The sequence below is a fragment of the Agrobacterium sp. RC10-4-1 genome (assembly GCF_014138475.1).
Taxonomy (GTDB): Bacteria; Pseudomonadota; Alphaproteobacteria; order Rhizobiales; family Rhizobiaceae; genus Agrobacterium; species Agrobacterium pusense.
In genome coordinates, this window is the sequence record NZ_JACJIT010000004.1 from 20,789 (window position 1) to 34,160 (window position 13,372).

Annotated in this window: 14 protein-coding genes; 7 read left to right on the forward strand and 7 right to left on the reverse strand. The window is 59.0% G+C overall.

The window, feature by feature from the left end; genetic code table 11:
- Positions 1-92 precede the first annotated feature (92 nt).
- Together FHW77_RS11725 and FHW77_RS11730 are read left to right on the forward strand one after the other, a co-directional pair.
- Positions 93-1,061: a LysR family transcriptional regulator gene (locus FHW77_RS11725; protein WP_004441221.1), complete on the forward strand. Its 969-nt coding sequence runs from the start codon at positions 93-95 to the stop codon at positions 1,059-1,061.
- A gap of 273 nt (positions 1,062-1,334) precedes the next feature.
- On the forward strand, positions 1,335-1,877 hold the full coding sequence (locus FHW77_RS11730; RefSeq protein ID WP_034495776.1) for a DUF2087 domain-containing protein: 543 nt from the start codon (positions 1,335-1,337) through the stop codon (positions 1,875-1,877).
- Positions 1,878-1,919: 42 nt separating this feature from the next.
- Here the strand turns inward: FHW77_RS11730 and FHW77_RS11735 are convergent, their stop codons facing one another.
- From FHW77_RS11735 to FHW77_RS11745, 3 genes are all read right to left on the reverse strand, one after another.
- A complete protein-coding gene (locus FHW77_RS11735) occupies positions 1,920-3,908 on the reverse strand; it encodes a bifunctional 2',3'-cyclic-nucleotide 2'-phosphodiesterase/3'-nucleotidase (protein WP_004441224.1) in 1,989 nt (662 codons plus the stop codon).
- Positions 3,909-4,115: 207 nt separating this feature from the next.
- Entirely contained in the window at positions 4,116-4,451 is a 336-nt protein-coding gene (locus FHW77_RS11740) for a PilZ domain-containing protein (protein WP_004441225.1), read from the reverse strand.
- A 99-nt stretch (positions 4,452-4,550) separates the two neighbouring features.
- Positions 4,551-5,018, reverse strand: coding sequence for a DUF1203 domain-containing protein (locus FHW77_RS11745; protein WP_004441226.1), 468 nt, complete (start codon positions 5,016-5,018; stop codon positions 4,551-4,553).
- Positions 5,019-5,180: 162 nt separating this feature from the next.
- On the opposite strand from FHW77_RS11745, the gene FHW77_RS11750 reads away from it, so the two are divergent.
- Both FHW77_RS11750 and FHW77_RS11755 read left to right on the forward strand, forming a co-directional pair.
- Positions 5,181-6,068 (forward strand): DUF4344 domain-containing metallopeptidase, encoded by an 888-nt coding sequence (locus FHW77_RS11750; RefSeq protein ID WP_004441227.1) that lies wholly within the window; start codon positions 5,181-5,183, stop codon positions 6,066-6,068.
- 54 nt (positions 6,069-6,122) lie between these two features.
- Positions 6,123-6,767, forward strand: a complete 645-nt coding sequence (locus FHW77_RS11755) for a dihydrofolate reductase family protein (RefSeq protein WP_044458789.1) — start codon at positions 6,123-6,125, stop codon at positions 6,765-6,767.
- 70 nt (positions 6,768-6,837) lie between these two features.
- On the opposite strand, the gene sseA is transcribed toward FHW77_RS11755, so the two are convergent.
- From sseA to FHW77_RS11775, 4 genes are all read right to left on the reverse strand, one after another.
- A complete protein-coding gene (gene sseA / locus FHW77_RS11760; protein WP_004441229.1) occupies positions 6,838-8,259 on the reverse strand; it encodes a 3-mercaptopyruvate sulfurtransferase in 1,422 nt (473 codons plus the stop codon).
- Between the two features lie 16 nt (positions 8,260-8,275).
- Complete coding sequence (locus tag FHW77_RS11765) at positions 8,276-9,013, reverse strand: alanyl-tRNA editing protein (RefSeq protein ID WP_004441230.1); 738 nt, start codon at positions 9,011-9,013, stop codon at positions 8,276-8,278.
- 12 nt (positions 9,014-9,025) lie between these two features.
- A complete protein-coding gene (locus FHW77_RS11770; protein WP_004441231.1) occupies positions 9,026-10,063 on the reverse strand; it encodes a cysteine synthase A in 1,038 nt (345 codons plus the stop codon).
- A gap of 122 nt (positions 10,064-10,185) precedes the next feature.
- A complete protein-coding gene (locus FHW77_RS11775) occupies positions 10,186-11,625 on the reverse strand; it encodes a cryptochrome/photolyase family protein (protein ID WP_034495773.1) in 1,440 nt (479 codons plus the stop codon).
- A 187-nt stretch (positions 11,626-11,812) separates the two neighbouring features.
- Between FHW77_RS11775 and FHW77_RS11780 the strand changes: the two genes are divergently transcribed.
- The 3 genes from FHW77_RS11780 to FHW77_RS11790 all read left to right on the forward strand — a co-directional run bounded on the left by FHW77_RS11780 (position 11,813) and on the right by FHW77_RS11790 (position 13,331).
- Positions 11,813-12,082 (forward strand): DUF982 domain-containing protein, encoded by a 270-nt coding sequence (locus FHW77_RS11780; protein WP_004441235.1) that lies wholly within the window; start codon positions 11,813-11,815, stop codon positions 12,080-12,082.
- A 134-nt stretch (positions 12,083-12,216) separates the two neighbouring features.
- Positions 12,217-12,774 carry a methylated-DNA--[protein]-cysteine S-methyltransferase gene (locus FHW77_RS11785; protein WP_004441238.1) on the forward strand — a complete coding sequence of 186 codons (558 nt, stop codon included), beginning with the start codon at positions 12,217-12,219 and terminating at the stop codon, positions 12,772-12,774.
- Between the two features lie 113 nt (positions 12,775-12,887).
- Positions 12,888-13,331: a TIGR02594 family protein gene (locus FHW77_RS11790; RefSeq protein ID WP_004441240.1), complete on the forward strand. Its 444-nt coding sequence runs from the start codon at positions 12,888-12,890 to the stop codon at positions 13,329-13,331.
- The last annotated feature ends 41 nt before the right edge of the window (positions 13,332-13,372 follow it).

Consider the following 13,372-nt stretch of genomic DNA (forward strand, 5'->3'; position numbering starts at 1 on the left):
GATGCCCTGCCTTTGCGCTCTATATGAAAAATTACTGCCATCAAGAAAACTGTGATAATGTGGAAGCAATCTATCGATGAAATGGATGGGACATGGACGCGAACCCAACGCTCGATCAATTGCAGGTATTCTTGACGGTTGCCGAGACCGGCAGTTTTTCCGCCGCATCGCGGGCGCTCAATCGTGCCCAGTCGGTGGTCAGTTACACCATCGCCAATCTCGAAGCGCAGCTTGAGGTTACGCTTTTTGAGCGCAACGGTGTGCGCCAGCCGAAGCTGACGGACGAAGGGCGCGCCATGCTGGAGGATGCAAGGCGCATCGTCGCTGGCCTGCAGGAAATGCGTGCCCGTGCCAAGGGGCTGAAACAGGGGCTGGAAGCGGAACTTTCCGTAGCTATCAGCACCATGGTGCCGGCGGAGGCCGTGGTGGCTGTGCTGCGGGATTTTCGCAGGCAATTCCCAACCGTAGCCCTCAGCCTCAATGTTGGCGAGCTGGGCATGGTCATGGACATGGTGCTCTCCCGCAAGGCAGGCATCGGCATTGGTGGGGCGATGCTGCGTCAGGATGATGAGCTCGTCGTCGAAAAGGTGGGCCATTCCTTCATGCTGCCGGTCGTCGCGTCGGATCACCCGCTGGCGCAGATCGAACGCCCGCTGGTTCTCGCCGACGTGCGCGAGGAGGTTCAGCTTGTCGTCACCGATGCCTCCGGCCTGACCAAGGGCCGCGATTTCAATGTTCTCTCCTACAAGACATGGCGGGTCAGCGACATCGCCACCAAATACCAGCTTATCAAGGGCGGTCTCGGCTGGGGCGGTCTGCCCGCATCGATCGTCCGCAACGATCTTACCAATGGCAGCCTCAAGGTGCTCGAACTCGAGGCCTATGAGCAGGGGGAATATCCGCTGTTTGCACTGCGACGGGTGGATTCGCCTGCGGGTCCGGCGGGGCAATGGCTCGCCGAGGCTTTTCAGCAGCGCCTGTCCGCCTGCCCGAATCATAAGGATTTCAACGGTATGCTTGCTGCCAGCAAACAGAGGACCATTGCTGTCGCCGCTGAGTGATATTGGCTAATTATATGTGGACCGGCCGGGCCTGCTTCTTGCCCCGGCTGGGAGAGGAAACGCGCGGCAACCTCGGCGCTATGCCAGCAGAGACCAATTGACGTGGGCGGATCGCCTGCCTATACCTAATCACGGTCTGCAGTTCACCGAGGCATCGCCGTCCCGCATGGGAAGCTAAACCTGCATATTTATGGTTTGACAGCACTTATCCCGTGCCTTGTCGGAAGCCGGCGATCAGCGACACCTTTTCGGAATGGCACTTGAGGGTAAGTCATGCCACGTTCGATCCTTTCCATTGATATCGCCGATCTCTCGACCTTTGCCAAATCCGTGCGCGCGCAGATCGGCAGGCTGGACCGCCAGCCGAGCCATGTGGAGATGCTCAATCTTCTGAGCCGGGCTGCCGGTTTTCGAAATTTCCAGCATCTGCGCGCTGACCGCATCTCTTCCGCCGAAAGCACAACCGCTCAGCCTGAGCTGCTGCCAGCCGTCAATGAGGGCAGGGTGCTGAAGACCGTTCGTGTCTTTGATGCCGCCGGCCGGCTGATGCAATGGCCGGCCCGCCGGTCGCATCAGGAACTGTGCCTCTGGTATCTCTGGGCAAAAATTCCCGCCGGGCAGAGTTTTTCCGAGCGAGAATTCAGCAGCTTTCTGGATAGCCTGCACCTGTTCGGGGATGCGGCAATGCTGAGGCGCGACATGGTTGGCCTGAGACTCATCCGCCGTAACCGTGACGGCAGCGACTATCGGCGTGTCGAACAGAAGCCGCCGCAGGAACTGCCGATGCTGTTACGCACGTTGGCTGGGCGCGACTAGGAAAATACCTCCCGGCGACAGGTCGCCGGGAGGGCACGGTCGTTAAAGAATCAGGCGGAACTTCGCGAAACCTTCCGCGCCGTCGCCGGCATCCTCGATCCTGGCGCCCTTGATGTCGGCTGCGTAATGGCGTCCCTTGGGCCCGGTCTCGAAGACGGCGGTGGTGTTTTCCACCGGTGCAAAGGACCAGTTGGCATCCGCGGACGGGTTGATGGTGCCCTGATCGATGATATAGCGCACGATCACGTCGCGGTTTGTATCGGGCGCGACGAAGATCACCTTGTCGCCGGCGATATCGGGGAATTTGCCGCCGCCGCTTGCACGGTAATTATTGGTGGCAACCACGAATTTCTGTTCGGGATCGATCGGCTTGCCATTGAACTGCAGATTGACGATGCGGTTGCTGTCCGGGTTGACCGCCTTGCCGTCCTTGTCAAATTTCGCCGGTTTGGAAATGTCGATCTGATAAGTCACGCCATCGATCACGTCGAAATTATAGGACGGGAAGTCTGGGTTGAGCAGTGGCGCATCCTTGGCACCGGCCTCAACCGTATTGAACATGCCGGCGGACATTTCCAGCCAGTTCTTCACCTGCGCCCCGTTGATCAGCACTGCCTGCACCGTGTTGGGATAAAGATAGAGATCGGCGACGTTCTTGATGGCGATGTCACCGGCGGGGACATCGGTGTAATAATCCGCGCCGCCACGACCGCCCGATTTGAAGGGGGCCGCTGCCGAAAGCACGGGCAGATCCTTATACTGCCCTTCCTTCAGCATGTCCTTGATGTACCAGGTCTGGGCGTTGGAGACGATCTGCACGGACGGATCGTCTGCCACCAGCGCGAAATAGGAATAGAGCGGCGCGGATGTCTTGCCGACCGGGCGGCGCACATAGGCAAGGGCCGCTTCGTGATCCACCTTGGCTGCGGCGAGAACCTCCGGCTTTTCGGTATAGTCAGCAACGACCTTGCGATTTTCATCGCGATGGTAGATCGGGCGGGCTTCTGAGGTGAAGTCGACGATCTTCCAGCTCTTGCCATCCTTTTCAAGCAGCAGGTCGATAAGGCCCATATGGGAGCCCCAGAAGCCGGCCATGACCGCCGGCTTGCCCATCAGCGTACCCTTGACCGCATCAGCACCCTCGATGCCGTCCCAGGTCTTCGGGCCGGGGAAGACAAGGTGCTGGTGGCCGGTGAAGATCGCATCAATGCCTTCAACGGCTGCGAGATACAGCGATGCGTTTTCCATGCGCTCGGTCTGGCCCTTGCCGTCGATGCCGGAATGGGAAAGGGCGATGATGATATCCGCGCCTTCCTCCTTCATGACAGGCACCCAGGCTTTCGCCGCCTCGACGATGTCACGCGTCTGCGCCTTGCCCTCGAGATTCTTGGAATCCCACATCATGATCTGAGGCGGCACGAAACCAATGATGCCGACCTTGACCGGGCTGGTGACGCCGCCGCCATCGCGGATCTGTTTTTCCAGAATGACATAGGGCTTGAAGAACAGCTCGTCGTTCTTCGGATCGGAAGCCAGCTGCCCCTTGGTGAGGTTGGCGCAGACATAGGGGAAACCGGCGCCCGCCAGCGTGTTCGACATATAGTCGAGACCGTAATTGAATTCGTGGTTGCCGAGCGTGCCGCAATCGTAGCCCAACACGTTCATGGCGTTGATGACAGGGTGCTTGTCGCCGGCCTTCATGCCGCGCTCATAGGCGATGTAGTCGCCGAGCGGGTTGCCCTGCAGGAAGTCGCCGTTATCCACCAGCATCGAGTTCCCGGCTTCGGCGCGGATGGTGTCTATGATCGAGGCAGTGCGCGCCAGACCCATCGTGTCGTTCGGCTTGTCGGCGTAATAATCATAGGGAAAGACGTGAACATGGATATCGGTCGTTTCCATGATGCGCAGATGCGCCTGGTTGGCCGCCGCACGCGCAGCAAAAGGGTGCAACATCACCAGCGCCGAAGTGGCTGCAATGCCACCCAGAAGCGAGCGCCGGGTAATGGGCTGGAGGGCGAGAAGCGACGACATGGGAACTCCTTCGGATGAAGCTTGCTCTGTCTTTAAAGACGACAGGGTAGAAGCAATCGCAGAGGAGTCCATCACCAAAATGACAGGCCCATGACAGATGGGCCGGTTTTCAACCGTTTGATAAATTTTTTGTCAGTGACGTGCGGCGCAGGTTCCGCCGCACTGGAAAATGCGCGTCATTTGTTCCGCGCATTGTAATGCTCCGGATCAGCGGGCCAGTGTCGGTTTCACGTCTTCGTGGAAGAAACGGAAATAGGAAGAGAGCTGCGCCAGCGTGTTGGTGGAAAGCTTGAGCTGCAGACCAAGACGGTTCATGTGTTGCCACTGCACGACGCCCTCGATGAAGCCCAGATCCTCACTCTGCACCTTGACCCGGCTACCCTTGGCGGCAGCGAAAGGCCCGTCCAGCTCGAGCGCCATTCCGGTTGCCGACAGATCGACGACACGTCCTCTGGTCGACTGGCTGAAATAATGCACAGTCGCAAAGATCCTTGTCTTGCTGCGAGGCGCGGTCCGGGTCGCCATATTGAGGTTGTTTGTCATTTTGCTACTCAAATCAATTGTTTCCGATGCATGCAGATTAACCTGTAAAAGTTTGAAACCCGTTTAGCCGTTCGGTTAAAATTCTAGACAATGCTGTGATTATGCTTTGGCGATACGGCATTGGTAACAGTTGTTTCGTGCGGAACGGACGTGGACATAGGCGACGTCTTCGCGCCCCAGAAGTGCCCGCGCCCGCGAGGCGATCTCGCCGGTGGCCGTTACCGCACCCGTGCCATAGACAATACGGTCATCGTCGCCATATCCGCGCACGATATAATCGGGGCTGTCCAGCATCGGCGGAAGGATATCTGTCAGTGGATAACGATCGCAGGCTTCGGCATGCAGGAAGACCGGCCCAGTCTCGGCGTAGGGCTGCAGCGAGGGAAACGGCCGGTAGGCGAGTACGAGCATGGCTTCACCCGCGCCGATCTGGTCGAGGCAGTGGCGACACGGCATGCCGCCGGGAGAAACGGCTGTTTCCGGTCGATTGCCATAGGCATCGGCGGCGCCCGCGCGGAAATCCTCGGCGTCCTTAGCCGGCATTGCGGTGAAAACGATATTGGTCATGGCGGCCTCTTCTGGCTGGGATCGGCGTTGCTTCTTTGCAGCTATGGTCCCGAAACGCGCTGCTATCCACCCGATTCTTGACAGCTGATGCAACCAGCCCATTGCGTGACTCGTTAGGTTCGGGAATCAGTGACGCTCCTCGTTCCCGGAAGGTCTGATTTTATGTTCCGTCGTTTTCTGGCCGCCGTTCCGCTGGCTTTCGTATCGTTGACGGCTCCGATTGATGCCGAGGCGCAGGTCGCCTCCGGTCTCGACGGCCTGTCCGACGATCAGCTCCAGCAGGCGGTCAATTTCGTCATCGGCAACGCGATTTTTTCGCTCTATCACGAGGGCGCGCGCATGCTGATCTCGGATTTCGGCACGGCGGACACGGCAAGTGTGCAGGCCCCGGCCGACCAACTGGCAGGAACGCTGATCCTGCAGGCCAATGAAGAATGGCTTGACACCGCGCTCGTGAACGCCACCGACAGCTGGTATCTCGCACGTGAGGCGGAGACGCTTCCTGAGCACGAAGCCCCTGTCTTCTCCGCGCTGGTGCCCGACAGGAGCCGCGACCGCAACATGGCCTGCCTGATGGTGGGCCGCGACAAGGACGGTTATGGCGACCTCGCCGCCATGATGGGGCTTCCCAATGCCGAATTTGACAAATGCGCCGCGGCCTATCCGGCGGTCGCTTCGGCCTGGGAGAATTTTCTCGCGCCCCACCGTAGTCAGACGCCTTCCAGGTTCTCCGTCAGCTACGTGCCGCCGCGCGATCCGGAACTTGAACCCTATGCCATCATGATCAAGGAATCGAAGGTCCTCGATCTCATCAGCCGCAGCTTTGGCGGTTATGGCCTGAAAGGGGACGTGAAGCTGACGGCCAAGTCCTGCGGTCGCCCCGATGTCTACTGGTCGGCGGAAAAGCGCGAGATCACCTATTGTTATGAACTCGGCAAGTTCCAGGCGGAACTCATTGCCGATCATCTATTGAACACGGTCACCGAAGACAAGGGCGCAGCCGGCGGGCAGATCCCAACTGCCGCGGTTAATCTGGAACGGGAAATCTGAGGCCAGGGTTGCAGTCGCGGATAGCCTGGCCTCCTCATGATGGAGGAGAGTGCCGTGCCGAAGGTTGTCGTTCGCAATTTCGCCATCTCGCTTGACGGATATGGGGCAGGACCAGATCAAAGTCTGCAGAACCCGCTGGGTGTGAAGGGTGAAGAGTTGCACCAATGGGCCTTCAAGACCCGCACCTTTCACCGCATGTTCGGTAAAGACGGCGGCTCGACCGGCACCGACGAGGAATTTTCCGAAAAGAGCTTTGAAAATATCGGAGCATGGATTTTAGGCCGCAACATGTTCGGGCCGGTGCGCGGCGCGTGGCCGGATGAAAACTGGAAAGGCTGGTGGGGCGACGAGCCGCCTTATCATGTTCCAGTCTTCGTCCTGACGCATCACGCGCGACCGTCCTTCACGATGCAGGGCGGTACTGTCTTCCATTTCGTGACCGACGGCATCGAGGCGGCGCTCGACATGGCGCTGGCGGCGGCAAATGGCAGGGATGTCCGCATCGGCGGCGGGGTTTCCACTATCCGGCAATATATGACGGCGCGCCTGATAGATGAGCTGCATCTGGCGCTGGCGCCGGTTTTTCTCGGGCGCGGCGAGCCATTATTCGAAGGCATGGATTGGCCCGCCCTCGGTTACCGCTGCACGGGAGCGGTGGCGGGCGAGGGCGCGACACATCTGATTATCGACAAAGCGTGAGCGCCGCGTCCCATTTTACCATCCCTCCCGTGAACGACACGGGATGATAAGGCGCGTAAACCGCTACCCCTCAATTGCGTAGCGATATCTCCAAGAGCTCCGTATCGGCCAACGGCTCCACCCAGGCCTCATAGGTGCCCACGGGCGAAAAGCCCATCATCTGGTAGAGCTGCAAGGCGCGCGGATGGTCGAGCGTGTTGGTCGTCACCGTCACCCGCTGCGGATTGTCCTGCCAGGCGGCGTAAAGCGCCTGCAACAGGAACCACTTGCCGACACCAGCGCCGATCGCTTCTTCGAGCAGCCCGAAATAGGAAAGCTCTGTCACCTCGTCGCTTGTCTTGTTCAGCTCGAAGAAACCGGCGGGCGCACCGTTCATATAAAGAACCGTAACGCTGTTTTTCGGATCGCGTAGGATGGCTGAAAGTTCAGCATCGCTCATGCGCATGCGCTTTTGCCAATGCCATCGCTTTCCAACCCGCCAGTACAGATAGCGGTAAAAATGCAGGGGAATATTGTTGACCCGCATCAGCGCCGTCTGGATGTTGACGGGGATCGGCAGGCTGACCTTCGGCGGTGCCGTCATTTCGAGCTGCGTCACGTGCGCCTTCAATGGGCCGTGCGACAGCGTGGGGATCGCATCCGCCGGACCGGTAACCACCGGCGTGTCCTGTAATCCGCCCCATTCCGACCATGAGCCGTCATAGAGAGAATTGTCCTGATGACCGAGCGATTCCAGCGCCAGGGTAATGACGGCCGCCGTCACACCCGAACCGCAGCTCGTCACGACGGGCTTCGTAAGATCGATGCCGGCATCGGTCACCATTTTGCGGATTGCCGTAAGGTCCTTGAAGTGGCCGTTTTCGGAAAAGGCTGTCGCCGGCAGGCTGCGTGCACCGGGCATATGGCCCGAACGCATGCCCGCACGCGGCTCGGCCTCCTCGCCGGTAAAGCGGCCGGCACCGCGGGCATCTGCAATCTGCTTTTCGCCGCTGTCGACAATACCGCGCATGGTGCCAAGCGAGGTCACACGTTTTTCGTTGAAATCGGGTGTGAAGATTGTGGGCTCAATTTCCGGCGCGCCGGTTTCCAGCGGCCGGCCTTCGCGCTTCCAGCCGTCCAGTCCGCCATCCAGCACATAGGCCTTGCGCACGCCCATTACCCGCAGCATCCACCAGACGCGGGGTGCGGAAAAGAAGCCCGGACCATCATAGACCACGATCGTATCGGTCTCGCTGAGGCCGAGCGCGCCGGCCTGTTCCGCGAAAAATTCAGGCGAGGGCAGGGAGTGCGGCAGGCCGGTCGTGTGATCGGCGATTTTATCCTGATCGAAGAACACGGCGCCAGGAAGGTGACCTGCCGCATATTCTTCTGCGCCGTTGCGCTTATGCGCCGGCAGATACCAGGAGGCATCGACGATGCGAAACCCGGGCGTGCCGAGCTGTTTCTCAACCCAGTCCGCCGAAACGACGAAACGGCTCTTATCCGTGCTCACGATGTCTCTCCCGATCTCAGGCAACAGCTTCAGGCGCGCCGAAACGAATGCGGAACCGCCTGTTCTCCTTGCCCTTCTTTTCTATCTTGGCAATGTGAATATCGCCTACTTCCTGCGTTTCGGATACATGGGTGCCGCCGCAGGGCTGGCTGTCTATGCTGGAATTTTCGCCGATGCAGACGAGGCTGACCCGACCGAGCCCCATTGGCGGGCGCACGTTCTTGGATTTGACGATGCCGGGATTGGCCTGAAGCTCCTCGTCCGTGATCCATTGCAGGAAAACGGGATGATTGGCTCTCACCAGTTCCATCAGCCTGGCGGTTACGTCGTCTTTGTCAATGGTCTCCGACATGTCGAAATCGACACGCGACTCGTCCTCACCAACGGCTGCTCCCGTGATCGGCCATTGGCAGACGACGGAGAGCAGATGGCAGGCCGTGTGCATGCGCATCAACTTGTAACGACGCGGCCAGTCCACATGCAGCGTCAGCTTTTCCCCGACTTCAGGAGACGGCTGATCCTCAAGCGGGACATGGATGATGACGCTCTTGTCGGTGCCATGCTTTGTAATGCCGAGCGCGATGCGCGAACCATCAGCGCGCTCGAGAAAGCCGGTATCGCCAGGCTGGCCGCCCGAGGTGGCATAAAAACAGGTCTGGTCGAACTCGATGCCGCCGTCCTCATGCACCGCCGTGACGATCGCTTCTGCGGTGGAAAGATAAAAATCGTCACGGAACAGGGCATTCACAGGCATTTCGGCATGTCCTCAAACGGTTTCGTACGGAACCGAAATATCGGTTTTCGTCGCCAGCCACAGCGGAACAGGAAGGCCCTTGGACCGCAGGAACTCTGGATTGAAGAGCTTCGACTGATAACGATTGCCGTAGTCGCAAAGTATCGTCACGATTGTATGCCCCGGACCAAGCTCACGGGCAAGCCGGATTGCGCCGGCGATATTGATGCCGGTGGAGCCGCCGAGGCACAGGCCTTCCTTCGTTACCAGATCGAAAAGGATGGGCAACGCTTCCGCATCCGGAATGCGATAGGAGAAATCCGGTGTGAAACCCTCGAGATTGGCGGTGATGCGCCCTTGCCCGATGCCTTCCGTGATGGAGGTGCCTTCCGATTTCAGGACGCCATTCTTATAGAATTCGTAGAGGGCCGCTCCCTCGGGATCGGCAAGGCCGATTTTGATGTCGGGATTGAAATCGCGAAGGCCGTCCGCCACACCCGCCAGCGTTCCGCCGGAGCCGACCGCGCAGATGAAACCGTCGACCTTGCCATCCGTCTGGTCCCATATTTCGGGAGCAGTGGTCTCGATATGAGCCTGTCTGTTGGCGATATTGTCGAACTGGTTAGCCCAGATCGCGCCGTTCTCATCCGTCGCCGCAAGCTGTCTCGCTAGCCGGCCGGAGACTTTCACGTAATTGTTCGGGTTGGAGTAGGGAGCTGCCGGGACTTCGACCAGCTTTGCGCCGAGAAGCTTCAGCGCGTCCTTCTTTTCCTGGCTCTGCGTTTCGGGAATGACGATGACCGTCCTGTAACCGAGCGCATTGGCGACCAGCGAAAGGCCGATGCCGGTATTGCCCGCCGTGCCTTCCACGATGGTGCCGCCCCGGCGCAATTGTCCGCGCCTTTCGGCGTCGCGGATGATGTAGAGCGCGGCGCGATCCTTTACGGACTGGCCAGGATTGAGGAATTCCGCCTTGCCGAGGATTTCGCACCCCGTCGCTTCAGAAGCAGCTTTCAGACGGATGAGCGGCGTATTGCCGATGGCACTGAGCGCAGAGGGGTGAATGGTCATGATTGAGCCTTCTTGTCTGAGCGGAAATTAGGTGCCGTTATGTCCCGTTACAACCGCTTCAAGGCAAGAAATTATCTTCCCGGCTTCGGCTTCGCCACGCAAAATTTTGCCGATACCCAGTTTTATGTCTTCTTCTTCACTCTGGCATAGGCAGCAAGTGCTCTCTCCCGCGCCCTGCCATGGTCGACAATGGGGTTCGGGTAGGTTTCCCCGAGCGTGATGCCCGCTTTGGTCAGCACCTCTTTCGGGGCCTCGAATGGTTTATGAATATATTTGCGTTCTAGCCTTGCGAGCTCCGGTACGAAACGGCGGACATAATCGCCGTCCCCATCGAATTTTTCGCCTTGCAGGATAGGGTTGAAGATGCGGAAAAATGGCGAGGCATCCGCTCCCGAACCCGCCACCCACTGCCAGTTGGCGGCATTGGAGGCCGGATCGGCGTCCACGAGCGTATCGCGGAACCATTTCTCACCCTTGCGCCAATCGATCAGCAGATGCTTGATGAGGAAGGACGCCACGATCATGCGGACGCGGTTATGCATCGTGCCGTGGCGCCATAGTTGCCGCATCCCGGCATCCACGATCGGATAGCCGGTCATGCCGCGCGTCCAGGCCGTGAAGGATTTGTCATCGTCCCGCCAGTTGAAGGCGTCGAAACTGTCGTTCCAGTTCTTTTCGTCCAGCTCGGGAAAATGAAACAGGAGGTGATAGCAGAATTCCCGCCAGACGATTTCCTTGCGAAAACGGCTGATATCGTTTGAGGCGATGTGGCGGGAAAGTCCCTTCGTCGCATGCCAGACGGTGGCGGGTGAGATTTCTCCTAATGCGAGGTGCGGTGAAAGCCGGGAAGTCGCGTCCTTCGCCGGCAGGTCACGGCCCTCTTCATAACCTTTCAGTGCGCCGTCAATGAAATCGGAGAGCTTCTCCCGGGCCCCGTCTTCGCCAGGCGTCCAGATATCGCTAAACTCCCTTGCCCAGTCAGGCCTTTTGGGCAGCAGCTGCCATTCGTCGAGCGTTTCCGATCTTGGCCAGTTCCTGGGCGCGTTGAGTCTGTCTGGCGCATCCGCAGGCGCGTGGGGCTCTTCGCCGCCCTCCAGAGCGCGCCAGAACGGTGTATAGACCCGGTAGGGACCACCGGATTTGGTCTGCAGCTTCGATGGCTCATGCAGCAGATGCCCGGAAAAGCTTCGTACCGTCAGGCCTTTATCCCGGAGCGCGCGTTTTAGGGTCTTGTCGGTCGAAATACCTTCAGGATCATAGCGGCGGTTCCAGAATACGGTGTCTGCGCCGGTTTCCGCGATCAGCCTGCGCAAAACCTCCTCGGCGTCGCCGCTGGCAAGCACGAGGCGGCTGCCTGTTTTCTTGAGCGCGGCATGAAGCGCAGTGAGCGAGTGGTGAAGCCACCATTTCTGCGCACGCCCCAGCGCGCCGCAACATTTTTCCCTGATATAGACGGGGATGACGGGACCTTTATGGTCGGCCGCCGCAAGCAAAGCGAGGTTGTCCGAAAGGCGCAGATCCTTGCGGAACCACACGATGACGGGAGAGGCTTTTGTCTGCATGGGAGGGCCCGGTTCACTTCCGTTTGAACGAGTGTTGAAACGCTTTGTTCCGCAAATCGGCTAGAATGGAAAGATGGGGCACATGGTTTCTCGAGGGTTATTTTTTCGCTCTTGAAACCGCAGGTGAGGGAACCAACTGGAGGAGCCGGCGTTTGTCGCGGGTTAATAGAGCATGGAAGTGCAATCAATGTTGCTGAATGACGTTAAGTGGGAAAAGCCCGTTACCATCTCCCTTGAAAACGGTGCCCCTCGAATTTTCACAGGCGTTTACGAAGCCTTCGATTTTCTCCAACATGAGTGGCCCGAGCGGGGAGACAAGGCGCACGAACAGGCGCTTCGCCTGTGCCGCGCCTCGCTCATGGGCGATGTGGGGGGAGAGATAGCCCGCACGGCCTTCGTCGCCGCCAGCCGGCAGGCGCGTTGCCTCGTTGAGGAGCCGGAAAAAATCGCATCCTGAGCCGATTTTGGAACTGACGTGTGAAAGGCCACCCGCCCAAAACGGGTGGCCTTTTTTGTTGTGTGGCAGGAAACGGGTTGTTTCGAATGCGGGATATGGCATCGTGCAGGCGTAAAGGCGAATGAGTGACGGTGATGGGCAGCCACTACGGCTATATTGTTTTTCCAACGGCGCTTGGCCATTGCGGCCTCGCATGGGCGGGGCGAGGTATCGTGCGTCTGCAATTGCCGGGAGCGGACGCCGGCGAAACGGAAAAGCTCCTTCAGAAGCGCCTGCCGTCCGCCTCCATCGCCGTTCCCGAGACGCGGACACGTGAGGTGATTGCGATGATCACCCGTTATTTCGGCGGTGAGGCAATCGATTTTAAGGCCGTGGACCTTGATCTCGCCGGGCAGGAACGATTTTTTCTCGACGTCTATGCCGTCGCGCGACAGGTCGGCTGGGGCAACACGACGACGTATGGCGGCATCGTGAAGACACTCGGTCTTGGCATGGAGAGAGCACGCGACGTCGGCCAGGCAATGGCGAAAAATCCGGTGCCGCTGATCATTCCGTGTCACCGGGTCCTTGCCGCAGGTGGCAGGCTTGGCGGCTTCTCCGCACCGGGCGGAACCACTACCAAATTGCGGATGCTGGACCTTGAAAATGCCGGCCGTAGCCGTGCGGATGATGCGCAGGGCAGCCTGTTCTGAAGCAATGACAGATCAGCCCGCATGAATAGGCGTCTGATTTCTGCCCATTTCTCGTCAAATTGTCGCTAAATTGTCACAATACACGAACGCCCGCTAACATAAGGGCGAGACGTTTGAGAGTATCCGCGTTAATTCTATCCGTTGCCTTGTCTTTTACAGTCGTGGCACCGGCCTCGGCTGGCATGCTGAACCAGGCTGAGAAATACACCGGGCTGCATGAGTCCAAGAACAACAAGAGCCTCAAGAACATTCTTGGGGCAAATCCGAGAAGTACGCCGTGGTGCGGCCTTTTCCTGCATGCCGTAGCCAGCAAGGCCGGCCGGCAATCACCCAAATCCTACGGATTTGCGAAATCCTGGAGTTCCTTCGGTTATGCCGTCCCGGTTGGCCAGGCAAAGCCCGGTGATGTCGTCGTCATCCGCAACGGCCGGGGATATCATGCTGGTATTCTAAAGAGCATGAGCGGCAAGACCGCACAAATCCTGGGCGGCAACCAATCGGGCAGGGTGCAGGTCTCGAATTTTAACCGCAAGGCCATCGTTTCGGTTCGGCGATAAATTCCCTGCATTTCCTTGATAAAGGCGGGCCTCGACCCGCC